At 69.6% G+C, this 23413-nt stretch carries 20 protein-coding genes; 14 read left to right on the top strand and 6 right to left on the bottom strand.

Translation table 11 applies throughout. The features are described 5' to 3' along the window. Positions 1 to 24: 24 nt before the first annotated feature. The gene (gene dnaK, locus ACWDV4_RS21885; protein ID WP_449981657.1) at positions 25 to 1929 is read right to left on the bottom strand and encodes a molecular chaperone DnaK; all 1905 of its coding nucleotides are present in this window, start codon (positions 1927 to 1929) and stop codon (positions 25 to 27) included. A gap of 387 nt (positions 1930 to 2316) precedes the next feature. Between dnaK and ACWDV4_RS21880 the strand changes: the two genes are divergently transcribed. The 3 genes from ACWDV4_RS21880 (at position 2317) to ACWDV4_RS21870 (ending at position 7134) form a co-directional block, all read left to right on the top strand. Further along, positions 2317 to 4047, top strand: coding sequence for an ABC transporter (locus ACWDV4_RS21880; protein WP_449981655.1), 1731 nt, complete (start codon positions 2317 to 2319; stop codon positions 4045 to 4047). A gap of 5 nt (positions 4048 to 4052) precedes the next feature. After that, entirely contained in the window at positions 4053 to 5789 is a 1737-nt protein-coding gene (locus ACWDV4_RS21875; RefSeq protein ID WP_449981723.1) for a GTPase, read from the top strand. 115 nt (positions 5790 to 5904) lie between these two features. Continuing rightward, on the top strand, positions 5905 to 7134 hold the full coding sequence (locus tag ACWDV4_RS21870; RefSeq protein WP_449981653.1) for a hypothetical protein: 1230 nt from the start codon (positions 5905 to 5907) through the stop codon (positions 7132 to 7134). 92 nt (positions 7135 to 7226) lie between these two features. Here the strand turns inward: ACWDV4_RS21870 and ACWDV4_RS21865 are convergent, their stop codons facing one another. Next, complete coding sequence (locus ACWDV4_RS21865; RefSeq protein ID WP_449981651.1) at positions 7227 to 7577, bottom strand: hypothetical protein; 351 nt, start codon at positions 7575 to 7577, stop codon at positions 7227 to 7229. A gap of 463 nt (positions 7578 to 8040) precedes the next feature. Here ACWDV4_RS21865 and ACWDV4_RS21860 point away from each other — a divergent pair, with 463 nt between their 5' ends. Both ACWDV4_RS21860 and ACWDV4_RS21855 read left to right on the top strand, forming a co-directional pair. Further along, positions 8041 to 8853, top strand: a complete 813-nt coding sequence (locus tag ACWDV4_RS21860; RefSeq protein ID WP_449981649.1) for a helix-turn-helix domain-containing protein — start codon at positions 8041 to 8043, stop codon at positions 8851 to 8853. After that, the gene (locus ACWDV4_RS21855; RefSeq protein WP_449981647.1) at positions 8844 to 9026 is read left to right on the top strand and encodes a DUF397 domain-containing protein; all 183 of its coding nucleotides are present in this window, start codon (positions 8844 to 8846) and stop codon (positions 9024 to 9026) included. The genes ACWDV4_RS21860 and ACWDV4_RS21855 overlap by 10 nt, the downstream gene beginning before the upstream one ends. Before the next feature lie 136 nt (positions 9027 to 9162). On the opposite strand, the gene ACWDV4_RS21850 is transcribed toward ACWDV4_RS21855, so the two are convergent. From ACWDV4_RS21850 to ACWDV4_RS21840, 3 genes are all read right to left on the bottom strand, one after another. Next, on the bottom strand, positions 9163 to 9804 hold the full coding sequence (locus ACWDV4_RS21850) for a Uma2 family endonuclease (protein ID WP_449981645.1): 642 nt from the start codon (positions 9802 to 9804) through the stop codon (positions 9163 to 9165). Between the two features lie 109 nt (positions 9805 to 9913). Continuing rightward, complete coding sequence (locus ACWDV4_RS21845) at positions 9914 to 10828, bottom strand: hypothetical protein (RefSeq protein WP_449981643.1); 915 nt, start codon at positions 10826 to 10828, stop codon at positions 9914 to 9916. A 34-nt stretch (positions 10829 to 10862) separates the two neighbouring features. After that, positions 10863 to 11924, bottom strand: a complete 1062-nt coding sequence (locus tag ACWDV4_RS21840; RefSeq protein ID WP_449981641.1) for an SPFH domain-containing protein — start codon at positions 11922 to 11924, stop codon at positions 10863 to 10865. 76 nt (positions 11925 to 12000) lie between these two features. On the opposite strand from ACWDV4_RS21840, the gene ACWDV4_RS21835 reads away from it, so the two are divergent. Continuing rightward, complete coding sequence (locus ACWDV4_RS21835; protein ID WP_449981639.1) at positions 12001 to 12693, top strand: NUDIX hydrolase; 693 nt, start codon at positions 12001 to 12003, stop codon at positions 12691 to 12693. Positions 12694 to 12799: 106 nt separating this feature from the next. On the opposite strand, the gene ACWDV4_RS21830 is transcribed toward ACWDV4_RS21835, so the two are convergent. Then, positions 12800 to 13378: a phosphatase PAP2 family protein gene (locus ACWDV4_RS21830; protein WP_449981637.1), complete on the bottom strand. Its 579-nt coding sequence runs from the start codon at positions 13376 to 13378 to the stop codon at positions 12800 to 12802. 45 nt (positions 13379 to 13423) lie between these two features. Here ACWDV4_RS21830 and ACWDV4_RS21825 point away from each other — a divergent pair, with 45 nt between their 5' ends. The 8 genes from ACWDV4_RS21825 (at position 13424) to ACWDV4_RS21790 (ending at position 23410) form a co-directional block, all read left to right on the top strand. After that, positions 13424 to 13765, top strand: coding sequence for a hypothetical protein (locus ACWDV4_RS21825; protein WP_449981635.1), 342 nt, complete (start codon positions 13424 to 13426; stop codon positions 13763 to 13765). A 911-nt stretch (positions 13766 to 14676) separates the two neighbouring features. Next, complete coding sequence (gene pdhA / locus ACWDV4_RS21820) at positions 14677 to 15861, top strand: pyruvate dehydrogenase (acetyl-transferring) E1 component subunit alpha (RefSeq protein WP_449981634.1); 1185 nt, start codon at positions 14677 to 14679, stop codon at positions 15859 to 15861. After that, the gene (locus ACWDV4_RS21815; RefSeq protein ID WP_449981632.1) at positions 15861 to 16850 is read left to right on the top strand and encodes an alpha-ketoacid dehydrogenase subunit beta; all 990 of its coding nucleotides are present in this window, start codon (positions 15861 to 15863) and stop codon (positions 16848 to 16850) included. Before pdhA ends, ACWDV4_RS21815 begins: the two co-directional genes overlap by 1 nt. A 4-nt stretch (positions 16851 to 16854) precedes the next feature. Beyond that, positions 16855 to 18282, top strand: a complete 1428-nt coding sequence (locus ACWDV4_RS21810; protein ID WP_449981630.1) for a dihydrolipoamide acetyltransferase family protein — start codon at positions 16855 to 16857, stop codon at positions 18280 to 18282. A 281-nt stretch (positions 18283 to 18563) separates the two neighbouring features. Beyond that, positions 18564 to 18701: a hypothetical protein gene (locus ACWDV4_RS21805; protein WP_449981628.1), complete on the top strand. Its 138-nt coding sequence runs from the start codon at positions 18564 to 18566 to the stop codon at positions 18699 to 18701. A gap of 353 nt (positions 18702 to 19054) precedes the next feature. Next, the gene (locus tag ACWDV4_RS21800) at positions 19055 to 21535 is read left to right on the top strand and encodes a hypothetical protein (RefSeq protein WP_449981626.1); all 2481 of its coding nucleotides are present in this window, start codon (positions 19055 to 19057) and stop codon (positions 21533 to 21535) included. A 164-nt stretch (positions 21536 to 21699) separates the two neighbouring features. Then, positions 21700 to 22335 (top strand): RNA polymerase sigma factor, encoded by a 636-nt coding sequence (locus ACWDV4_RS21795; protein ID WP_449981624.1) that lies wholly within the window; start codon positions 21700 to 21702, stop codon positions 22333 to 22335. Between the two features lies 1 nt (position 22336). After that, positions 22337 to 23410 carry a CU044_5270 family protein gene (locus ACWDV4_RS21790; RefSeq protein ID WP_449981721.1) on the top strand — a complete coding sequence of 358 codons (1074 nt, stop codon included), beginning with the start codon at positions 22337 to 22339 and terminating at the stop codon, positions 23408 to 23410. Positions 23411 to 23413 lie beyond the last annotated feature (3 nt).

The raw sequence follows: 23413 nt of genomic DNA, 5'->3' as shown, positions 1-23413 counted from the left end.
AGTTGGCTGGGCAGGAACAGGAGATCACTTCTTGCCATCCTCGTCGATGATCTCCGCGTCCACCACGTCGTCCGGACCGCCAGCCGTACGGCCACCGGCCGCGCCAGCTCCGGCCGCGCCAGCCCCGGCTCCGGCTCCGGTGGCACCCGCGTCCGCACCCGGCGCCTGCTCGCCCTGCTGGGCGTAGAGCAGCGAACCGGCCTGCTGCGAGACCTGGGCCAGCTTCTCGTGCGCCGACTTGATCTTCTCCAGGTCGGTACCGGCGAGGGCGCCCCGCAGCTCACCGAGGGCCTCGTTGATCTGGTCCCTGGACTCGGCGGGCAGCTTGTCGCCGCTCTCGGCCAGGAACTTCTCGGTCTGCCACTGAAGCTGCTCGGCCAGGTTGCGGGTTTCCGCCTCCTCCCGGCGACGCTTGTCGTCGTCGGCGTGGTCCTGGGCGTCGCGCATCATCCGCTCGATGTCGTCCTTCGGCAGCGCGGAGCCACCGGTGATCGTCATCGACTGCTCCTTGCCGGTGCCAAGGTCCTTGGCGTTGACGTGCACGATGCCGTTGGCGTCGATGTCGAAGGTGACCTCGATCTGCGGCACGCTGCGCGGCGCCGGCGGGAGCCCGGTCAGCTCGAAGGTGCCCAGCTTCTTGTTGTAGGCGGCAATGTCCCGCTCACCCTGGAAGACCTGGATCAGCACCGACGGCTGGTTGTCGTCGGCGGTGGTGAACACCTCGGAGCGCTTGGTGGGGATGGTGGTGTTGCGCTCGATCAGCTTGGTGAAGATGCCGCCCTTGGTTTCGATGCCCAGGCTCAGCGGGGTCACGTCCAGCAGCAGGACGTCCTTGACCTCGCCCTTGAGCACGCCGGCCTGCAGAGCCGCACCGACCGCGACGACCTCGTCGGGGTTGACGCCCTTGTTGGGCTCACGACCGATGAGCTGCTTGACCAGGTCGGTGACGGCCGGCATCCGGGTCGAACCACCGACCAGGATGACGTGATCGACGTCGGAGACCTTGACACCGGCGTCCTTGATGGCCTGCTCGAACGGGCCCTTGCAGCGGTCCAGCAGGTCCTGGGTCATCCGCTGGAACTCGGCGCGGGTCAGGGTCACGTCAAGGTGCAGCGGCGCGGACGGGGCACCGTCGGTGGCCGCCGGGCCAGCCGTGATGTACGGCAGGTTGATGCTGGTGGTGGTGGCGGCGGACAGCTCGATCTTGGCCTTCTCGGCAGCCTCACGAAGCCGCTGCATCGCCATCTTGTCCTGCGACAGGTCGACGCCGTGCTGACCACGGAAAGTCTTGACCAGGTGGTCGATGACCCGCTCGTCCCAGTCGTCACCACCGAGGTTGTTGTCACCGCTGGTCGACTTGACCTCGATGACACCCTCGGCCAGTTCGAGCAGGGAGACGTCGAAGGTGCCGCCACCAAGGTCGAAGACCAGGACGGTCTGCTCCTTGGAGCCCTTGTCCAGGCCGTAGGCCAGGGCGGCCGCGGTCGGCTCGTTGACGATCCGCAGCACGTTGAAGCCGGCGATCTCACCGGCCTCCTTGGTGGCCTGCCGCTGGGAGTCGTTGAAGTAGGCCGGGACGGTGATCACCGCGTCGGTGATCCGCTCGCCCAGGTACGCCTCGGCGTCCCGCTTCAGCTTCATCAGGGTCCGGGCGGAGATCTCCTGCGGGGTGTACTTCTTTCCGTCGATGTCGACGGTCCAGTTGGAGCCCATCTCCCGCTTGACCGACCGGATGGTCCGGTCCGGGTTGGTCACCGCCTGACGCTTGGCAACCTCGCCGACGAGCACTTCACCGTTACGGGCGAACGCGACGATCGAAGGGGTCGTACGCGAGCCCTCAGCGTTGGTGATAACGGTGGGCTCACCACCCTCCAGGACGCTGACGCAGGAGTTCGTCGTGCCGAGGTCGATGCCGACCGCACGTGCCATCTTTGCTTCCTCGCTTCGTTGCTTGAGCAGGTGGCGGGCGCTGCCCCCAGATGCCCGCGGATTAACTTGAGTGGACCGGACTCAATACTGCCACGATCGTCGCAGACGTCAAGTCGGAGTTGAGCCGATGTGACGCAACCCTGGGCGGAGCGTGCTCGCTGAGCCCGCCGGTTAGGAAGGGCCCCTTCCAAGGCAGAATGCGATAACAAGGGGCCCTTCCTTGCATCAGTCCTTGTGTCGGGGCGCGACACGGGGTGTGGGATGGGGGTGCTTGTTGTCGGTGTTGCTCGGGTCGGGCACGCTTTACCCGTGACCATGCAGGGCGAACCGGCTGACACTGTCGGAACGTTCGCCGCCATAGCGGACAAAAGCACAAAAGATCCCCAAATGGATCTGCGACAGGCATTGACCGACTTGCGGACGACCCTCGTCACCACCGCCTACCCGTTGCTGCTGCCTTCGGCCGACGAGGCCCGGCAGGACGTCACCGCGCTCGTCGCCCAACTCGACGACTACCTCCTGCCCCGGCTCACCAGACTGGACGCCCCCCTGCTGGTCGTCGTCGGTGGCTCCACCGGGGCCGGCAAGTCGACCCTGGTCAACAGCCTGGTACGGGCCCCGGTGAGCACGGCCGGCGTACTGCGACCCACCACCCGGGCACCGGTGCTGGTCTGCAACCCGACCGACAGTGCCTGGTTCCGGCACGGCGAGCTGCTACCCGGGTTGACGCGTACCTCGGCACCGGGGGACGAGCCCAACACCCTGCAACTCGTGGCCGCACCAGCCCTCACGGCCGGACTCGCCTTCCTCGACGCGCCCGACATCGACTCGGTGGTCGACGCCAACCGGGCGCTGGCCAGCCAACTGCTGGCCGCCGCCGACCTCTGGCTGTTCGTGACCACCGCCGCCCGCTACGCCGACGCGGTGCCGTGGGAACTGCTCCGGACCGCCCGGTCCCGGGGCACCGCCATCGCCCTGGTCCTCGATCGGGTGCCCACCGAGGCCATCGACGAGGTCACCGCCCACCTGATCGAGATGTTGGCCGAGAACGACCTGGCCACCGCCCCGCTGTTCGTACTGCCCGAGACGATCACCGACGGGCAGGGGCTGCTGCCGGAGCTCACCACCGCACCGTTACGTGACTGGTTCAGCCAGCTCGCCGCCGATGCCGACGCCCGCGCCGCAGTGGTCCGGCAGACCCTCGACGGTGCGTTGGCCGCCCTCCAGACGACCACCGAGAGTCTGGCCAACGCCGCCGACGAACAGGTGAAGGCGGCGGAGGTCCTCGACGAGCGGGTGCACGCCGCCTACCGGTCCGGCCACCGCACCGTCGAACAGGGGCTCGGCGACGGCCGGCTACTCCGGGGCGAGGTGCTCACCCGCTGGCAGGAGTTCGTCGGCACCGGGGCCTTCTTCCGCAACCTGGAGGCCCGGATCGGTCGACTCCGGGACCAGATCGTGGCCCGGATGACCGGCCGCCCCGCCCCCGGCGCCCAACTGCAACAGGCCATCGAGTCACAGCTCGTCACCCTGCTACGCGCAGTCGCGGCCGAGGCCGCCGAGAACGCGTACGCCGCCTGGCAGACCCACCCCGCCGGGGCAGCGCTACTGGAACCGGCGCTGGGCCAGCCCACCGAAGACCTGCCCGAACGCGCCGAACGGCTGATCCGCGACTGGCAGCGGGAAGTACTGGAACTGGTCCGCCGGGAGGGTGCCGGCAAACGATTCGTGGCCCGGGGTGCGGCGTACGCGGTCAACGCTGCCGGTCTCGCCGTCACCATCGCGGTGTTCGCCTCGACCGCGTTCATCCCCACCGGGCTGGAGGTCGCCACCGGGGCCAGCACGACCGTCGCCGCGCAGGCCGTACTCCAAGCGATCTTCGGCGATCAGGCGGTACGTAACCTGGCCGCCCAGGCCCGCACCGATCTGCTCGCCCGGGTCGACACCCTCCTCGACGAGGAGGCACGGCGCTACCGGGTACGCATCGAGGCCGCCGGGATCGGTGTCGGACCGGGTGCGCGCCTGCGCCGGGCCGCCCGTACCGTCGCGCAGGCCCAGACCCGAAGCAGCCTCGCCCATCCCGGTCACCCGCCGCGCCCGGCAGGGGCGTGGTCGTGACCGGAATGGCAGCTGGACGGGGTACGGTGGCCGGCATCGTGAGCAGGGTGCGCGACGCGGTACGGGGTGAGCGGCGGATCGACGCCGACACGCTGCTGCGTCGGCTGACCGCCGTACAGCAGTTCCTGGCCGCCGTGGACGGCCACCTGCCCGACAACCGGCTGGTCACCGCACACACCCTGATCGAGCGGGCCGGCGATCGGCTCGCCCTGTCCCGCGACCACACCGTCGTCGCCCTGGCCGGCGCCACCGGCAGCGGCAAGTCCAGTCTCTTCAACGCGCTCGCCGGTTTCGAGCTCTCCTCGGTCGGGGTACGCCGGCCGACCACCGCCGCCACCCACGCCTGTGTCTGGGGACCGCTGGCGGGGGCGACGAAGCTGCTCGACTGGGTGGGGGTGCTGCCCCGGCACCGGTTCGTCCGGGAGAGCGCCCTTGACGGCAACGACGAGGCAGGGCTACACGGGCTGATCCTGCTCGACCTGCCCGACTTCGACTCGGTACAGCGCACCCACCGGCTGGAAGTCGACCGGATGCTGGGCCTGGTCGACCAGGTGATCTGGGTGGTCGATCCGCAGAAGTACGCCGACCGGCTGGTACACCGCACCTACCTGCGGGAGTTCCAGCGGCACCGGGACGTCACCGTGGTCGTACTCAACCAGACCGACCGGCTGCCGCCGGCCGAGGTGCCCACTCTCCTGGCCGACCTGCGCCGGCTACTCGACAGCGACCAGCTCGACGGGGTTCCGCTGCTGGCCACCTCGGCCGTCGACCCACGAGCGGTGGCCGGGCTGCGGTCGACCCTCGAACGGACCGTCGCCGAGCGGCAGGCGGCGCTACGGCGGCTCTCCGGTGACGTCGACCGGGTTGCCGAACAACTCACCGACCTGGTGGGTCCCGACGTGGCCGACGAGGTGCCGGCGGGGGCCGTACGTGGCCTCACCGAGGCACTGGCCGCCTCGGCAGGCGTACCGGCGGTGGCCGACGCGGTGGAGGCGGCGTACCGGCATCGGGCCGCGAGCAGCACCGGCTGGCCGCTGGTCCGGGCGTGGCGGCGACTACGGCCAGACCCGTTGCGCCGACTGCACCTGACCGGCGGCGGCACCGGTGGTGGGACCAGCACCGATGGCGAGGGCGGTGGGGAGACCAGCGGGGCCCGTACCCCGGTCGGGGCGACGTCCCTGCCCGCTCCGATCGCCGCGCACCGCGCCGCGGTCGGGCTGGCCGTACGAACCGTCGCCGAGCAGGCCGCCACGACGCTTCCGGCCCAGTGGCCTGCGGCGGTGACCGCTGCCGCCCGGTCCCGACTCACCGACCTGCCCGATGCGCTCGACCAGGCGATCGCGACCGCCGATCTGGACATGGAGCGCAAACCGGTCTGGTGGCGACTGATCGGCGCGATGCAGTGGCTGGTCACGATCACCGCGCTGGCCGGGCTGGCTTGGCTGGCCCTCGGCTGGCTGCTCCAAGCCCTGGGGTTGCCCGGGCTCGACAACCCGCAGGTCGGCGTCGTACCGGTGCCGACCCTGATGCTGCTTGGCGGACTGTTCCTCGGCGTGGCCGTGGCGTTGCTGGTCAAACCGGTCGTCGGCTGGGCCGCCCGACAGGCCCGGCGACGGGTCGAGCAGCGACTGCACGCGGCGGTCGCCGAGGTCGGGCGGGAGCATGTCGTCGTACCGGTGCAGGAGGTGCTGCGGCGCTACACCGAGGCGCGTACGGCGCTCGCGGACGTCGCCAGTCGCTGACAGAACGACTTCTGACGCACACCGTCGGTAATCACAGCGAGCGATTGAGCGTGGCACAATTCGTTCCTCGCGCGCTGGGCCGCTACGCTGGCCCATCCCGGCGTAGGGTCGAAACATGGCTACACCTCAGACCCCCTACGACGCGGTGCTCCACGCCGCCCGCGAGGTGACCAAGCTGGACTGCGCACTCGACGCGGAGATGCTCGGTACCGCACTTCTCGGTAGCGTCTACGCGATAGCGGAGGAAGACCGCACCGAGGCAGTTCGTGACTTCGTGGGCGGTTTCCTCGCCGCTACCACCCGCCGCCGGAGTGCGGCGGCGACGACGATCCGCTACATCTTCGCCACCCTGGTACCCGACGCCGCCGGTGCCGCAAAGGTCAAGCCCGGAGCGTATGCGCCGCCGTGGTCCCATCAGCTTGGCAAGGTACGGCTCACCGGCAGCTACGCCTACGGTGACGTGTACGGCGACCAGACCTCCTACCTTGCCACCTTCGCCTACGACGACGGCGAGTCCGGCGGCCCGGAACACGCCGTGGTGGCCCTGGTCGACCACAACATCGGCATCACCAAGGACGTCTTCGTGGGCGGTCAGGCGGCCCAGGTCCTCGACCAGGTACGGCAGATGTGCGCGAGCGACGAGCTGACCTGGTTCCGTGAGGAGGACCCGGCTCGCCTGCGGGACGCGGTAAACCGCCATCTCCTGGTCACCGACGATCTCACCGACCTGCCCGGGGAAGGTTCCCTCGCCACCGACCGGGCCCTGGTCGGTGCCCGACTGGCGCTGCTGCCCCCGCCCCGGCCCACCCGTGCGCCCGCCGTCCCGGCACCGCTCACCCCCGCCGAGCGGTCCGAACTCGTACGCGCCTTCCTGGCCTCCCGCGAAGCGGCCCGGTTCGGTCTGGACAAGGTGGACGGTCCGGACCTGGCCTCGCTGCACTTCTGCCTTAGCCTGCTACTCGACCACACGGCGAGCTACACCGAGGCCGACCCGATGCGGTGGAGCCCGGCCGTTGCGGGCCTGTTCCTGCTGGACTGGGTACACCGGCGGGCGGTGCTCGACATGGACGACGCGGCGATGCTGCCCCGGGTGCTGCGCGGCTGGGCCGCGTACGCCGCCCGGCAGCGGGGGCTGTCCGGACCGGCGGCTGAGCGTACCGACTCCGCGATCGAGGAGATGGTGCCGGAGTTCGTCCGGCTCTACACCACCGGCGAGCGACGCAGCCCGGCCACGGCGGCGGTGGCCCAGCTGATGGCGGACGGGATCGACCCGGACGACCCGGTGGCCCTGGACGCCTGGATCGAGGCCAATCGGCAGCGGCTCGGCGAGGACAACCCGACCTGATCGTGCTCGCGTCGGGCAGGGCCAGCAGCCTGGCCCTGCCCGACGCGGCTATCGACCCTGCTTCAACGCGATTATCGGGCGGGGCGGCGTGACTATCGGGCGGTGAGCGCCCGGCTCACCGCTCCGGGACGCTGTAGCGCGTCGACGTGTACGAAGGCACGGCGCGTCCACCGTCCCCGAAGGAACCGGCTCACCTCCCAGCCGATCACCTCGACCACTGCGCGGGCACCAACCCGCATCACGATGCCCACGGCGGCCACCTCCATCCGGAGCGTCCCGCTGCCGGGGCTGTAGCACGACTCGGGGATCGTGATCGTGTCTCCCGGGGTGACCCGCTCCCGCACCCATGCCGCCAGTACGGCAAGCGCGGCCAACTCTTCGTCCTCAGCCCCACCCGGCCCGGATAACTCGCCCCGGTCGCCCTCGGGAGCTGGCCCGACCATCAGAAGCTCCGCTGGTTCGGCATCCGCCGCGTGGCGGGCCCACTCTGGTCCGGGTCCGTTTCCTCGGCTGCCGCGCCCGGCTCATCCGTAGTCGCTGAGCCGGGCTGGGTGGCATCCGCCTCCGATTGGCTCGTCCGGGCTGATTGGCTCGTCCGGGCTGGACGGCGGTCGTCGCGCCGTACGGGTTCGTAGTCACCACTGAACACGGTTCTGTCCCCTCTCGACGGTGTCGGCGGGGCCGCCGTCGGTGGACGGGTGATGGCGACGGCGGCCCCGATCGGATGTGTCCCTCATGTGGTTTGCCGAGCCACCACATCCGATGCAGACATCGTGGTGCCCGTGCGGTTACTGTCGGAAGTCGAAATGACCGTCCGTGACGATCAATGCCCGTACCGTCAGCGGCGCGTGGCAGCTGTGCAACACCCGTAAAACGGCCCGTGAACAGCTGTGAAGAAGGTGTGCGATGACAGAGGAGCAGCAGCCCAGCAACGTGGATTTCCTACTCGCCGAGTTACGGCGTGCACGCAAGCACGCCGGCCTTACCCAGGAGGAGCAGGGCCGACGGATGGGCTATTCGGCATCCATGGTGGCCATGGTGGAGAACGGCACGCGGCGACTTCCGCCCGACTACCTCGCCCTGGTTGACAAGGCGTTGGCGACCGGCGGGCTGTTCGTACGCCTCGGTGCGCAGCTCAAGGTGGACGAAACGCCGCAGTGGCGGCGACAGCGCGACGCCCTGGAACGGGAGGCCGTCTCGTTGCGCTGGTTCGAGCACGCCTACGTCCCCGGCCTCCTCCAGACTGAGGACTACGCCCGAGCAGTCTTCAGTCGGGGCGGCATCTTCAGCGCCGACGAGGTGGAACGGCGGGTCGCGGACCGACTGGCCCGACAGGACGCACTGATTCAGCCCAATCCACCGCACTTGGTCGCCGTCATCGACGAGGGCGTGCTGCATCGGCCGGTCGGTGGCGGCAAGGTCATCCGCCACCAGCTGCTGCATCTCGCCCAGCTCGGCACCGAGCGTCCCCGACTCCGAATCCACGTCGTTCCGAGGTCCGTCGGCGAGTACGCTGGCCTCGACGGGCCATTCATCCTCGCCACTTTGCCGAGCGGCGAAGAGGTGGCCTATCTAGACAATTACCTGGAGGGCCAGGTGACCGACCGCCCCGCTGATCTGGCGTGCCTGCGCGACGCATGGGAGTCAACGCTGGGCGAGGCGCTCACCCCCCACCAATCGATACAGCTCATCCGAGAGGTGGCGGAGACATGGACCTGAACGACGCCAAATGGCACAAGAGCAGCCGCAGCAACGGTAACCAGGGTGCCTGCGTCGAGGTGGCAGACAACCTCACCGGCATTGTCCTCGTACGCGACACCAAAGACCGCGACGGCGGCACCCTCACCTTCACCCCCGCCGCCTGGCAAACCTTCGTCAACCTGGCCAAGTAACACTGACCCCCGCCGCCCAGCCGGTGCGCAGGTGACCGTCGCCCCACCCCACCCACCTCGTTGACCATGAAGTTGTAGCGGCGATTCGGTCGAAATCCGCGCTACAACTCCATGATCAACGCGCAAGGGTGTGGGGCTAGCTGACGGGGTCCATCCCCATCAGGCGGGCGCGTCGGCGGGTCAGCTCCGGCAGGTCGATCCGTACCGGCCAGGGGTGGCGGGTCTCGAAGGCTTCCGTCGTGTAGTGCGCGAGGTAGCGGTACTGCCCGCTCTCCCCGTCGAGCACCAACTCGGCAAGGGAGATAGTGGGCTTGTCCTCGTCCGGCACCACGATCCAGTACGCCGGCACTCCGGCCTTCGCATACAGCGCCCGCTTTGTCTCGGTGTCTCGAAGTGCCGAGGTCGGCGAGACCACCTCCACAACCAGGGACGCGTCGGTGATCGGGAACGGGGTGTGCCGCAGATGCTCCGCCCGGGTGACCACGATGTCGGGCCGTGGTTCGTTGTGGGCGTCGATAGTGGTCGACTGATCCGTTCCGACGGCATAGTCGTCGGACGGACATGCGTCTTCCAGCAGGTTGGCGATCCAACGCGCGATGGTGTTGTGGTCGATCGTGGCCGAGGGGGACACGATGAGGCTCCCGTCGATCAGCTCGTAGCGCCTACCGTCGTCCGGCAGGGCGTGCAGGTCCGCCGTCGTGTAGCCGCGCGGGCCGGGCCGATCGAAGCCGATCAGGGCCGCAGTCATCGCATCTCCCGGGTCGGTCGTGGAAGCCACGAGGTCAAGGCTACGGGTGTGACGTTCACGGGTGCCACGTTATCGATTTCTCGACGCCTCGTCCGGCCGAGTCGGCGACGCGCCGCGTCGGAAAGGCGACTTCGGAACGTCAGGGAACCACCACGGAGAGCTTTCGTGGTGCCACTGTCACGGTCACCCGCTGGCCCCAGCTCATCGCCAGGTGATCGGTCTCCAAACCGTCCGCGAAGACCACCAGCCCGTCCCCCTCGGCGGTGATCTCCAGCTCGTCGGTCGTACCGAGCCGACCGGCGGTCAGCGTGACCCCGGTCGCGGGCGACGGCCACGCCTCGCGGACGAACCAGCACAGCGCCTCCTCCTCCGGCGTGGGCAGGGTCGGCGTACCCGACCGGTCGCGTGCAATGGACGCGCACCAGCCGGTCGCCCCCGTACCGGTGCCGACCACCACGCCGGAGGAGGAGTGCCGTTCCCGGTGGGCCGAGCTGCCACCGTCCACAGCGGAGAGCAGGTACCGGGCGGACTGGTGGGAGGCGTGGCCGACGTACACCTCGTTGAGGCCGAGCAACTGCTGGCCGTCGTCGAGCGCGGCGCGGACCATGGTGCGCTCCTGCATGCGTACGCGGCCAGCGGCCACCGCCGGCAGCAGCCGGGCGACGCGGTCGGCGGTGAACCGCACGAGTACGCCAGCATTGCGCCCCGGTTCGGGGTCGACGCCGAGCACCGGTTGCCGGTCGAGGTACTTCGCCACGTTGGCGACCAGCCCGTCCTGCCCCACCGCGACCACGATGTCCTCCGGCGAGAACAGGAAGCGGGGCAGGTCGGCGCGGTCCACCTGACCGCGCCGCCAGTCGGCCGGGATGGCGGCGCTGACCGAGGTCAGCGCCGCCAGGAGGGCGTCGTGCCGGTCGACGACCTCGTCCAGGGTGCGGCCCCGCTGCCGCAGGTAGTAGCCGGCCGCTGCCCGGGTGCCGTGCCGGGCGAGCAGTTCGTCCAGCTCGCTGCGCCGGCTCACCACAACCACCCGGGGCGCGAGGGTGGCGCTCATCGGGCCGCCCCCAGCCTGGATGCAAGGGTGGCGCTCATCGCGTGGGTGCCAGCCGGGCCAGCAGGTCGGTCACCACGTCCGGCGTGACGGTGAGCTGCCCGATCTCCGGGAGGTGGCCGGCGAGTTCCTTGAGCGCCAACGCCTGGAGGACGCCGGCCGGCAGGTCCGCGTACGCCGCCAGTTTGGCCGCCTCGGTCTCGGCCTCGGCCAGACCGATGTCGCGTACGCCTTCGGCGCGGGCGGCGGTCAGGGTGCGTTCCTTCTCGGCCTCGGCGGTGGCCAGCACTCGGGACCGCTCCGCTGCCGCCTGGTTGGCCACCTTCTCCCGTGCGGCCTTGCCCTGCGCGACCGCGAGTTCGGCGGCGGCGTCCAGCTCGACCTTGCGCCGCGAGTTCGCGCCGTGCTGCTCGACGAGCTGCTGTTCCCGGCGGGCCAGCTCGATTTTGTTCTGCATCTCGTTCTCGGCGATGGCCCGTTCCTGCTCGACCGCCTGGGCACGGCGGGCGTAGGTGGCCCGGTCGGCGTCGACCTGTACCGCCTCGCGGGTGGGGGTCTGCAACGCGCGTTCCAACTCCGGTTCGGGCCGGATGGCGACCACCCGGGCGCTGACCACGGCGACGCCGACGTCGCTGAGCCGGGTCTCGTCCCGCAACGCGGTCGAGACCGCCTCGCGGATCGGGGCGATGTTGGTCAGCGCCTCGGCCAGTGGGACTCGGGCCAGCAGGTCGAGGGCTGGTTGCTGGGCCAGCTCGGCGAGGAGGGTGGCCACCTGGTCCAGCGGGCGGGCCTGCGGGGTGCCCCGTTTCGGGTCGAGCGAGAAGTCGAGCCGGGTGGCGGCGAGCGCCGGGTCGGCCACCCGATAGGTCACTGTGGCCTGCACGGTGATGTCGGCGAAGTCGCTGGTTCTGGCGTGGAACAGCAAAGGTAGCTCCCGGTCGTCGACCGGCACCTCGCTGAGCACCGCGCCGAGCGGCCGGTACCAGAAGGACAGTGCGACGCCTTCCCGGCGCACCTTTCCCTTTACCTGGTGGCGTAGCCAGCTCGTCGGCGCTCCGCGCAGGTGTCGCAGGAACAGACGCTTGGTCACGTCGGCCATGTCGTGCCTCCCCAGATTTTCGTCAACACGACGATAACTCGCGTGCTAGATTCTCGTCAAGGTGGTGATAAATCAGATGTCGGAAGACTCCGCATTCGCGGTCACCGTGGACCTGGTGGTGCTGACCGTGCGCGACGAGGAACTCTCCGCCCTGCTGGTCCGTCGGGGGGTGCCGCCGCATCAGGGGCAGTGGGCGTTACCGGGTGGCTTCGTACACATTGACGAGGACCTCATCGACGCGGCAATCCGCGAGCTGACCGAGGAGACCGGAGTCGCCGACCCCGCCGGCCACCTGGAACAACTGGGCAGTTACGGCACACCCGGCCGGGATCCACGGGGACGGGTGGTGACCGTCGCCTACCTCGCGCTGCTACCCGACCTGCCCACCCCGGTCGCCGGCTCCGACGCGGCCCAGGCGCAGTGGCGGCCGGTGTCCAAACTGTCCGACGCGGAACTCGCCTTCGACCACGACGGAATCCTCGCCGACGGTGTGGAACGGGCCCGGGCGAAGCTCGAATACACCCCGCTGGCCGCTGCGTTCTGCCCGCCCGAGTTCACCATCGCGCAACTACGCGCGGTATACGAGACGGTGTGGAACACCAGGCTCGACCCCCGCAACTTCCATCGCAAGGTCACCGGCACCCCGGGATTCGTGGCCCCGGTCGGCCGCTCCACCGAGGGAGAACGGGGGCGGCCGGCGCAGCTGTTCCACCGTGGACCGGCCAGCCTGCTCTATCCACCGATGCTGCGCCCGCCGACAGCCTCATAGGCTCCGATCTTGGCGGGTTTTGGCCCTCAGAAGGGCCGCAACCCGCCAAGGTCTCGGTTGGCTGTCACCGCGTCTCGGTTGACTGTCACCGCGTCTCGGTTGACTGTCACCGCAGGGCGGCGACGAACACTGCCCCGGCGACGAGACCACCGACGACACCGCCAGCCACCACCTGCGCGATCGTGTGCGCCCCGAGGTGGATCCGGGACCAACCCACCAGGCCGAGCACCGGCCAGGTCACGAACATGGCCGGCCCGAAAACAAGTACGACGATCACCGCCGCTGCGGCGGCGACCGCGGTGTGGATCGACAGTTTCCACCGGTGGCCGACGCCCACTCCGACGACCAGCCCGATGGCACCGGCCACCACCAGGGCCAACACCGGACGCGGCGCGTCCAACGCGACCATCAGGACCAGCCCGACAGCCACCGACACCAGGCCGATGAGCAACGGCGTACGACGTTGCCGCCGTTCCCCGACGTGGTGGTCGGTGAGCCGGCCCCGGCGTACCCCGCCGACGATGAAGGCGAACGGGATGACGCTCGCAAAGATCGCTGCCAGCAGCCCCCAGCCCAGCCCGACCAGCCGGTCGCGGGTGCTGTGCCAGCCCACGGCGACGAACAGCACCGTGACCAGGACGGCCGGGGCGGTCACCTCGGTGACGATCCGGGCCAGTCGGGTCACGCGGCTGGCACGGCGGGCGGAGCGTCCGGGTCGCCCGATCCGGATATGACCAACTCGGGCGTCACCGATCCAGATGTCGTCGGTCCGGGTGCCGTCGGACCTGGCGTGCTCGGCTCCTGGGTCGGCGACGGCGCCGGGGTCGAGGGTGGCGTGGTCGAGGACGACGGAGAGGGCGGAACCGTGGTCGGTGCCGGAGTCGGGGTCGGCGTTGGCAGGGTGGTCGGGGCCGGTGTCGGTGGCACGCTCGGTGTCGGACCAGGCGTTGGCGTCGGTGTTGGTGTCGCGCCCGGCAGCGTCGCTGGGGGTGGGGTAGCCACGGGCGGCTCCGGCAGCGGCGGGCGCGGCGGTTCCGGCAGCGGCGGCCGGCCCGGGTCAGGTCGACTCTGATCAGGGTTGCTCTGATCTGGTCGGCCCGGATCAGGGTGGGCCGGGTCTTGCCCGGACTGGGCGAAGGGCGCCGGTCCAATCGCCCCCAAGGGTGGCCCCGCCCCGGGAATCGGCACCAGGGGTACGACCAGGGTCGGCTCGGCGGAGGGCGGCGTGATGAACGGGGTGGCGTCAGCGGAGAGCCTATCGGCACCCAGGTTGGTCGAACCGGCGCCGATCGCGGTCAGGATCGGCATCGAAGCCGTACTGGCCAGCAGTCCGACGATGAACAGATAGCGCCGGGTCGGTCCGGCGAGTCCCTGGGCCCGATGCACGCCGACCACCCGCCGGGGTCCACCGGGACCCGAACCTGGCCAGCGGTGTCGGGCCGGGGGCGATGGCGGAAGGTCATCACCGTAGTCCGGCACGGGCGGAACTCCTCATCGTCGTGGGGCCGCATCGGCCGACTCGGTGGTACGAAGACATGCCGATGGACAAGTCGGTCCAAACCGGCCACTCCGCCATACAGCCTGACCAAGTAACGCTGAGTTATCCAGCCCGACACAGCGAGTCGGCGTGCCAATTTTCCGATTGGTCGAGATGACTAAGCCAACAAACCCGGCCATATATCAGAAACCCGACGCTAGATCGAGATTGGGTGGCCTCCCATGCTGTCTTGGGACACGTCTGCTCTGCGAATATGGACTCCACGGCAACGCAGCCGTAGCCTCCGCGTACCCAGCGGCAGGCGCGGCTGCATGCCAGCGCTCCCGAACCGGCTTCCGCCAGAACTCGGTTCACTGCCGCGCGGCAACCCCCACCGGGGCTAGGCGCGGCCGCCATAAACCCGGTCCGGCAGCAGCCGGACAGGCGCAGGAGCTGCGCGGTCGGGACACCCCCGGTGCCGACGCACGAACGACAGGGAGATACGGATGGCGAAGGGTGACCGCGGCACGACAGCCCGCGGCAAGCGGGCAACGCCCCGGGCTGGACGGTCCAAATCGGGACGCGGCGGCGACCCGGAATTCGTACAGCTGCTCACCCCGGAGGGTGAGCGGATCGACTCGGTGACCGGCCCGGACGGCACGGAATACACCGTCGACTTCACCGACGAGGAATACCGCGGTCTCTACCGGGACCTCGTCGTGATCCGGAAGTTGGACGCCGAGGCGACCGCCCTGCAACGCCAGGGTGAGCTGGGCATCTGGGCCAGTCTGCTCGGGCAGGAGGCCGCACAGGTCGGCTCCGGCCGGGCGCTGCGACCACAGGACATGGCCTTCCCGACCTACCGCGAGCACGGCGTGCTCTACTGCCGGGGCATCGACCCGATCATGCCGTTGGGCCTGTTCCGCGGGGTCGACCAGGGCGGCTGGGACCCCAACGAGTTCAAGTTCAACATGTACACGATCGTGATCGGCGCGCAGACACTGCACGCGACCGGCTACGCCATGGGCATCACGATGGACGGCAAGACCGGCACGGACGACGGCGAGGCCGTCATCGCGTACTTCGGTGACGGCGCCACCTCCCAGGGTGACGTCAACGAAGCCTTCATCTGGTCGAGCGTCTTCAACGCCCCGATCGTGTTCTTCTGCCAGAACAACCAGTACGCCATCTCCGAACCGCTGGAGCGGCAGACCCGTATCCCGCTCTACCAGCGTTCGTCCGGATTCGGCTTCCCCGGCATCCGGGTTGACGGCAACGACGTGCTGGCCACGTACGCGGTCACCCGCGCCGCGCTGGACAACGCCCGGCACGGGCAGGGCCCGACGATGATCGAGGCGTACACCTACCGGATGGGCGCGCACACCACCACGGACGACCCGACTCGGTACCGCATCGCCAGCGAGGTCGAGGCGTGGCAGGCCAAGGACCCGATCGCCCGGGTCCGGGCATTCCTCGAAAAGCAGCAGATCGCCGACGAGGCGTTCTTCGCCGGGGTCGACGAGGAGGCCAAGCAGGAGTCCCTCAGCCTGCGTGAGCGGGTGCTCGCCATGCCCGACCCGCAGCCACTGACCCTCTTCGACCACGTACACGCGGAGGGTTCACCCGAGGTCGACGCGCAGCGTGACCAGCTCGCGACGTACCTGGACTCGTTCGAGGGGAGCACCCACTGATGGCCACCGAGACCCTCACCCTGGGCAAGGCCCTCACCCTCGGTCTGCGCCGGGCACTGGAACACGACCCCAAGGTCGTCATCATGGGCGAGGACGTCGGCAAGCTCGGCGGCGTCTTCCGCATCACCGACCAGCTCCAGAAGGACTTCGGCGAGAACCGGGTGATCGACACCCCGCTGGCTGAGTCCGGCATCATCGGCACCGCCGTCGGTCTGGCCATCCGGGGTTACCGCCCGATCTGCGAGATCCAGTTCGACGGCTTCGTCTACCCGGCGTACGACCAGATCGTCTCCCAGGTCGCGAAGATGCACTACCGGTCGCAGGGCAAGGTCAAGATGCCCATCGTGATCCGGATTCCGTTCGGCGGTGGCATCGGCGCGGTGGAGCACCACTCCGAGTCGCCCGAGGCGTACTTCGCGCACACCGCCGGCCTGAAGGTCGTCGCCTGCTCGAACCCGCAGGACGCGTACGTCATGATCCAACAGGCGGTACGCTCCGACGACCCGGTGGTCTTCCTGGAGCCCAAGCGGCGCTACCACGAGAAGGGGCAGGTCGACACCGAGACCGACATCGCCACGGCGTACCCGCTGAACGCCTCTCGGGTGGTGCGGTCCGGCACCGACGTGACGGTGCTGGCGTACGGCCCGATGGTGCGTACCGCCCTCGACGCGGCCACCGCCGCCGAGGAGGACGGCCGCTCCCTGGAGGTCATCGACCTGCGCACGCTCTCCCCGTTCGACCTGGACCCGGTCTACGACTCGGTACGCCGTACCGGCCGCTGCGTGGTGGTGCACGAGGCACCGAGCAACGTCGGCCTGGGTGCCGAGTTGGCGGCTCGGATCACCGAGAACTGCTTCTACTCGCTGGAGTCCCCGGTACTGCGGGTGACCGGCTTCGACACGCCCTACCCAGCCGCCCGGCTGGAGGAGGACTACCTGCCCAACCTCGACCGGGTGCTCGACGCTGTCGACCGCACCTTCGGGTGGTGATCGGATGTCGCGGATCAAGGAGTTCCCCCTGCCCGACCTCGCGGAGGGGCTGACCGAGGGCGAGATCATCAGCTGGCTGGTGTCGGTCGGCGACATCGTCGAGCTGAACCAGCCCGTCGTCGAGGTCGAGACCGCCAAGGCGGCGGTGGAGATCCCGGCCAAGTGGGCCGGTCGCGTGCACGCGATCTTCCACAAGGAGGGCACCGTCGTCGAGGTCGGTGTGCCGATCTTCGCGATCGACACCCAGCCGGACGCCGGTGAGCTGCCCACCTCGTCCCAGCCGGACGAGGCGCTGCCCACCCCGTCGGCCGAGGCTCTGGCCGCTGTGGAGTTGGCCCCGGCCGACGCCGCCGTCGAGCCGGGCCTGATCGGTGGGCCCGCGCCCGGTGGCCGGACCGCCATCCTGGTCGGCTACGGGCCGCGTACCACCGCTGCCAAGCGCCGCCCGCGTAAGGCGACGTCGACCGCACCGGCGGCACCGGCTCCGGTGGTGGCCCCCGCGCCGGCCCGGCCGGTCGTACCGGCCCAGGTTCAGCGGAGCGGACCGGTGCTGGCCAAGCCGCCAGTCCGCAAGCTCGCCAAGGATCTGGGCATCGACCTGACCGCGCTCGTCGGCTCGGGCCCGCTCGGCTCGATCAGCCGGGAAGACGTACAGCGGGCGGCAGCCGACGCTGCGACGGCGGCCGAGTCGACCGTGGCTACCTCGACCACGATGGCGGCGGCCTTCGGCCCGGACCGGGAGCAGCGCATCCCGGTCAAGGGAGTCCGCAAGCTCACCGCGGAGAACATGGCCCGGTCGGCGTTCACCGCACCGCATGTCACCGAGTTCCTGACGATCGACATGACCCGGTCGATGAAGGCGATCGACCGGCTGCGCGAGCTGCCCGACTGGCGCGATGTACGCATCTCCCCGCTGCTGCTGGTCGCGAAGGCGGTGCTGCTGGCGGTCCGTCGTCACCCGATGGTCAACTCGACCTGGGCTGGCGACGAGATCGTGGTCAAGGACTACGTCAACCTGGGTATCGCCGCGGCCACCGACCGCGGTCTGATCGTGCCGAACATCAAGGACGCCGGCCGGCTGACCATGCGTGAACTGGCGGACGCGATGACCGACCTGGTGCAGACCGCGAAGGCAGGCCGGACGGCACCGGCGGCCATGTCCGGTGGCACCCTGACGATCACCAACGTGGGGGTCTTCGGGGTCGACACCGGTACGCCGATCCTGCCGCCTGGCGAGTCGGCGATCCTCGCCTTCGGCGCGGTCCGGGAAATGCCCTGGGTACACAAGGGCAAGATCAAGATTCGTAAGGTGACGACCCTCGCGCTCTCCTTCGACCACCGGATCATCGACGGCGAACTGGGCTCGAAGTTCCTACGGGACATCGGCGCGTTCCTGACCGATCCGGAGGCGGCCCTGCTGGGCTGGACCTGATCCAACACAGCGAAACCCCGTGCCGGCCGGGGTGCTCCAGGAACCCTGGAGCACCCCGGCCGGTGCCGTTTCCAGGCCGTTCGCCCCTACCTGGGCGGCCCGGACACGCCCCCACCTCCGACTACTCGATCACCTAACGAACATCAGCTGATCGAGCGTTAAGCCTTCGATTGTTAGGCGCGTGGCCCAGCTCACCTAAGATTCGATGGAAATCATTGGGTCTCCTGCGGTTTAATAGAGACACGACGGGCTCACAACCGAATAGCCAGGAGAGCGACACCATGAGCATGATGAACCGACTTCGCAACCGCCGGGACGCCGCACGCCGCGCACGGGCCATCGAGCGCGCGCTGCGTTCCACCAACTCGCCAGCCGTCCGCAACGAGATCCTCGCGATCGCGCAGCGTCAGTACCGCTGACGAACCCCAAAGCCCGCACTTCCTCCCCAATTGATGACCCGCCCCGCACCTCGGGCGGGTCATCTGCGTTTCACCCCGACCGACACCGGGATTCCATACCCCTCACAGCGCCCGGTACGGTTGGGTTCAGTCGTTACCAGGACCGGCCGCGCGGACCCTCGAGCTGATCGACGTCACTCACATCCTCCGGCCGGTTGGGCTCGACGACAGCGCTGCCCAGCGCCGCCGGCATCCGCCGGTTACGGTGCGGGAAGCTTGCACGGCCGGTTCCGCCGGCGGCGCCGTCGACCTTCCCCGCCGGCGGCACCCGAGTCGGCAACCGGCGGCCGACATGTGATGGAGGAGGCGCACGCATGACGTCCGAGGGCCTGCAGCACCCCGGCCAGGAGCCGGAGGGGGCTGCGCCGGGCGCCGCTGGACCAGCGCCACACGGCAGCCACGCACCACAAGACCAACAACGATTCCCCACCCAATACGATTCGGGTACGGCACCCAACACTGCGTGGGCACCGCCGTCCCCGACCACCCACCCGCACAGCGGAAGCGCTTCGGTCACCCCGTGGGGCGTACCGGGTGGCCCGCCGCCCGCCCCCGCACCGCAAGCCAGCATGTGGGGCGCGCCTCCCAGCGCCGCCCCCGAGCATCCTGCGGCAGCAAACCCCTGGGGCCCGCCGGGGGGCGCTCCCGGTAACTCATCGGCACCGGCAAACCAGGCGAACGCCGACTTCCCCGCCCCCTGGGGCAACCCACCGGCTGCCGTACCACCACCAGCCGCCGCAACCGCGCCAGTGCCGAGCGGGGCAACCCCTCCGCCGCCTTGGCCCGGCCCCGGCGATTCGGGCAGCAACCTTCCCGGGCAGCGCGGCAACCTTCCCGGGCAGCCGGGAGTTCCCGATCCGACGCCATGGCCAGCGGGTGACGCGTGGGGCACCGGCGCCGTACCCTCGCCCCGCCGGCCCGAGGAAGACCCCAGGTCGACCGCTGGCTCCGCTCCGTTCGCCGCCCCTCCGTTCGCCTCCGCTGGCGGGCCCGAGGACGGTGCCGACCGGGACGTTCCGGCCTACCAGCCGGCACCGTCACCAGGCTTCTCTCCCGCCAACGCGGTCCCGCTACCGCCGCAGGAGCCCCGGGTCCCCGGTGCGACCCTCGCAGCATCCGCGCCCCCCGGCTACGAGCAGTCAGGCGGGTTCGCTGCGACGGGTTACGAAACACCGCAGGCGCAGGACTCCGCCCCCTGGCCCGACAGTGGCAGCCCGTACGGTGGCGAACCCAGCCCAGCGTTCCCGGGCTGGGAGGGTGGCGCCGAACAGTCCTGGCCGCCCGCCTCGGCGCCGGTGGTCCCCCAGCCCCGTCCGGCCGGGGACGCCGAAAGCTCCGGCCGGGTCACCATGCCGGATGCGGGCCACCAGGAGTCACCCGACCTGGACCAGGCGTCGAGCGCCGCCGGTGCGGTCTCGGCCAGCGCCTCCGTACCGGTGGCCAGCCGGATCACGCCACCTGCTGACGCCGAACTACGGTCGACTGGCATGCCAGCCCCCCAGCCTCGGGTGTACGGCCGAGCCGCCACAGCCGAGCCGGTGGCAGAGCCGGAGCAGCCGGCCATGCCGGACCCCTACCGTCAGCCGGAGCCGCAGGCCGCGCCGGACGCATACCGCCAGCCGGACGCGTACGCTCAGCCGGACCCGTACGCGCAACCCGACCCGTACGCGCAACCCGACCCGTACGCTCAGCCGGAACAGCAGGCCGCGCCGGACCCCTACCGACAGCCCGATCCGTACGCTCGGCCTGGTGCCTACGCTCCGCCAGAGCCGCAGGCTGACCAGCACTGGCCGCCGGTCGACAACGGGCCGCAACGGACCGCCACCCCGTTCGGCGCGGGGCCAGCCTCGGCCCAGTCCCCGGACAGCTTTGCCGACCAGTTCCCCCCGTCGATGTCGGGTCCACCAGCAGCCGGATCGGGTCGCGTCGCGCCTCGTAATCCGGATCTCGATGGGCCGGCTGGCGAACCAGCTCCCCAGTTCGGCGGCTCCGGTAACCCGCCCTTCGGTGACCTGATCGGCGGCCCGGGGAGCGGCCGGCCCTCAGGTGCACCGGTCAACGGCTCCGCACTCGGTGGAGCAGCCAACGGGACCCACCTTGGCGGTCCGGTGAACGGTTCCCCGCTCGGTGGACCGGTCAACGGTGCCCGGCCGGATAGCCCAGCGCCCCAGGGCGCAGGCCGGTTCGGTCCGTCGTCGGCCCCGCCAGCCAACTTCGGTTCCGCCGAGCCCGGCGGCTTCGGGCCAGGTAACGTCGGCGGCTTCGGGCCAGGCGAGCCCGGCGGCTTCGAGGCAGGCGAGCCCGGCGGCTTCGGGGCGCCGGATCGCGCCGGGTTCGGTTCAACGGCGCCGGGATGGGACGATTCGCCGGCCCCGGCTGGCGGAGCATGGGGGGCAGACCCCGACCAGGGTCGATTCGACGCGTTCAAACCGGAGGCAGAGCCGGAGGAAGCCCCCAAGGCCGATCCACCGACGCCCAAGGTCCGCAATGGACGGGTACTGCTCGCGGTGCTGACGGTGGCGATCCTGCTCCTGGCCGTACCCTTGGGCGCGCTCTGGCTGCTCGGCAAGTCCGGTGACGATGCGGCGTCCTTCGTGCCCGAAATCGGATCCTGCGTCAAGGAGTCCAACAAGGAGCCGGTGGCCGTCAACTGCGCCGACGAGGGCGCATTCCAGGTGGTCTCCAAGGTGCCCAGTCAGGACAAGTGCGAGGGGCAGAACCCGCCGTACATCGAGGTGCCGCTCGGCGACGGCAAGGCCCAGGTGTACTGCCTGAAGCCGCAGGCGGCCGGATAACCAGTTCGCGCAGAAGCACACGGGCCGGGGCAGCAATCGCTGCCCCGGCCTTTTCCTGTCGGGACCCTGAAATTATTTGCGACGGGGCGATCCTGGGTCGGGCATACAGGTGCGACATGTCATCACGGCTTCAAGGGAGGCCAGAGCATGACCGGACGCGCTCCATGACAACCTTGGCCGACGCCAAGCCGTATCGCGGGCAGAACAACGACGTGGCGTTACTGGTTGAGTCCCGCACCGTGCCCGAGCGGTTCGGGATGCTGTTCAACAGCTACTACCCGGAAATCCACCGGTACGCCCAAGCTCGGTTGGCCGCTCACCTCGCTGACGACGTGGCGTCGGAAACCTTCCTGATCGCGTTTCGTGGCCGAACGCGTTTCCACGTCACCGAGAGCAGCGGCCAGGTACGGGCCTGGCTGTACGGCATAGCCACCAATCTGATTCGCAGACACTGGCGCGACGAGCTTCGGCGCTACCGGGCGCTGGCCCGTGCCGGGGCGGACCTGCCTGAGCAGCCACCTGACGAGCAGGTGGCCGCGCAGGTCAGCGCCCAAGGGGTGCGGCAGGAACTCGCGAAGGCGCTCGCCGGCCTTTCCGTACGGGAGCGGGACGTGTTGCTGCTGGTCGCGCTCGGCGACCTGAACTACGCGGATGCGGCAGCAGCGCTCGGGATTCCTTACGGGACGGTCTGCTCTCGCCTCGACCGAGCCCGGCGAAAGGTACGCAAAGCGTTGGGTGGCACCGATCCGACGCAGGTCACCACGAAAAGCAGCGGTAGGAAGGGGTGGCTCCGTGGATGAGATGACAGCAGTGCGGGATCTGCTCCACCAGGACCTGGTCGATTCTTCAGAGAGCATGAACACGGCTCGAACAAGGCTGGATACGGCTATCCACAGTAAGGCTGATGGCTCGCGGACGCCCCGGTTCCGGCTGAACGGACCGCTGCGCTGGTCACTGGGCGGTACCGGCCTGTTAGCCGCCGCAGCGGCCGCAGCGCTGGCCCTGGGCTCGGGCATGACGGCACCGGTCGCGCCACCGTCGATCGAATCGCCATCGGCCGAGTCCCCGGCTAACCAGGTAAGCGCCCAACAGGTGCTTCTAACTGCGGCAGAGCGCATCGAACAAAAGACGTCCGGCAGTCGATACTGGCGTTCCAAGACACTCTTCGTCACCCACCACTCGGTCGTCGGCGGATATCAGGTGACCAACCGAAGGGTTGAGGAGCACTGGACTGCTGCCAAGGCCAGTGACAAGGACTGGATCGGGACAATAGAGCTTGGTACCCGCCCCAGCACCCCAGCCGACGAAGTAGCCTGGCGCGCTGCGGGCTCACCCACTGAGTGGTCCACTCGCACCCACCCGGAAGGGCTGCGATGGGCTGCCGAGCCGCCTTTCTTTGGGGAGATCCCCAACTCCACCAGGAGTTTCTTCGGGGAACTCGAAATCAGTTTGGCTGAAATTCAGCAGCTCCCGGCAGATCCGGTCCAGTTGCGGGCCTGGGGAGTGCGGCGGTTCGTGGGCCCCGGTAACACCACGAAACCCGAAGACACCGACGCCCAGGCGGCCGATCTGGCCATGTCCCTGTTGGGCAGCCTACCGACCACGCCGGCGGTTCGGGCTGCGGCGTTCCGGCTGCTGGCAGGTCTGCCCGGGACGCGGAACGCGGGCCCGGCACAGGACGCCCTCGGCCGTGCCGGCGTACGAATCGTCTATCAGCCCGTACATGGAACCGCCTGGGAAATGATCGTCGACCAGGCGAAGGGTCAGCTACTTACCAACAAGATAATCAGCACACCCATAGACGGTTACAACAACAAGCTGATCCTGATAGCCGAGTGGACCGACGCACGGCCAACATCCCCCACCGCGCCGTAGAGA

The sequence above is a fragment of the Micromonospora sp. NPDC003197 genome, assembly GCF_053590565.1.
The sequence above is the reverse complement of the archived record's forward strand: the minus strand, read 5'-3'. Positions and strand labels throughout refer to the sequence as shown.

Bases quoted from the DNA above. Each gene is read 5' to 3' on its own strand.
- dnaK (WP_449981657.1), bottom strand. From the start codon at position 1,929: ATGGCACGTGCGGTCGGCATCGACCTCGGCACGACGAACTCCTGCGTC.
- ACWDV4_RS21880 (WP_449981655.1), top strand. From the start codon at position 2,317: ATGGATCTGCGACAGGCATTGACCGACTTGCGGACGACCCTCGTCACC.
- ACWDV4_RS21875 (WP_449981723.1), top strand. From the start codon at position 4,053: ATGGCAGCTGGACGGGGTACGGTGGCCGGCATCGTGAGCAGGGTGCGC.
- ACWDV4_RS21870 (WP_449981653.1), top strand. From the start codon at position 5,905: ATGGCTACACCTCAGACCCCCTACGACGCGGTGCTCCACGCCGCCCGC.
- ACWDV4_RS21865 (WP_449981651.1), bottom strand. From the start codon at position 7,577: ATGGTCGGGCCAGCTCCCGAGGGCGACCGGGGCGAGTTATCCGGGCCG.
- ACWDV4_RS21860 (WP_449981649.1), top strand. From the start codon at position 8,041: ATGACAGAGGAGCAGCAGCCCAGCAACGTGGATTTCCTACTCGCCGAG.
- ACWDV4_RS21855 (WP_449981647.1), top strand. From the start codon at position 8,844: ATGGACCTGAACGACGCCAAATGGCACAAGAGCAGCCGCAGCAACGGT.
- ACWDV4_RS21845 (WP_449981643.1), bottom strand. From the start codon at position 10,828: ATGAGCGCCACCCTCGCGCCCCGGGTGGTTGTGGTGAGCCGGCGCAGC.
- ACWDV4_RS21840 (WP_449981641.1), bottom strand. From the start codon at position 11,924: ATGGCCGACGTGACCAAGCGTCTGTTCCTGCGACACCTGCGCGGAGCG.
- ACWDV4_RS21835 (WP_449981639.1), top strand. From the start codon at position 12,001: ATGTCGGAAGACTCCGCATTCGCGGTCACCGTGGACCTGGTGGTGCTG.
- ACWDV4_RS21825 (WP_449981635.1), top strand. From the start codon at position 13,424: ATGACCAACTCGGGCGTCACCGATCCAGATGTCGTCGGTCCGGGTGCC.
- pdhA (WP_449981634.1), top strand. From the start codon at position 14,677: ATGGCGAAGGGTGACCGCGGCACGACAGCCCGCGGCAAGCGGGCAACG.
- ACWDV4_RS21815 (WP_449981632.1), top strand. From the start codon at position 15,861: ATGGCCACCGAGACCCTCACCCTGGGCAAGGCCCTCACCCTCGGTCTG.
- ACWDV4_RS21810 (WP_449981630.1), top strand. From the start codon at position 16,855: ATGTCGCGGATCAAGGAGTTCCCCCTGCCCGACCTCGCGGAGGGGCTG.
- ACWDV4_RS21805 (WP_449981628.1), top strand. From the start codon at position 18,564: ATGAGCATGATGAACCGACTTCGCAACCGCCGGGACGCCGCACGCCGC.
- ACWDV4_RS21800 (WP_449981626.1), top strand. From the start codon at position 19,055: ATGACGTCCGAGGGCCTGCAGCACCCCGGCCAGGAGCCGGAGGGGGCT.
- ACWDV4_RS21795 (WP_449981624.1), top strand. From the start codon at position 21,700: ATGACAACCTTGGCCGACGCCAAGCCGTATCGCGGGCAGAACAACGAC.
- ACWDV4_RS21790 (WP_449981721.1), top strand. From the start codon at position 22,337: ATGACAGCAGTGCGGGATCTGCTCCACCAGGACCTGGTCGATTCTTCA.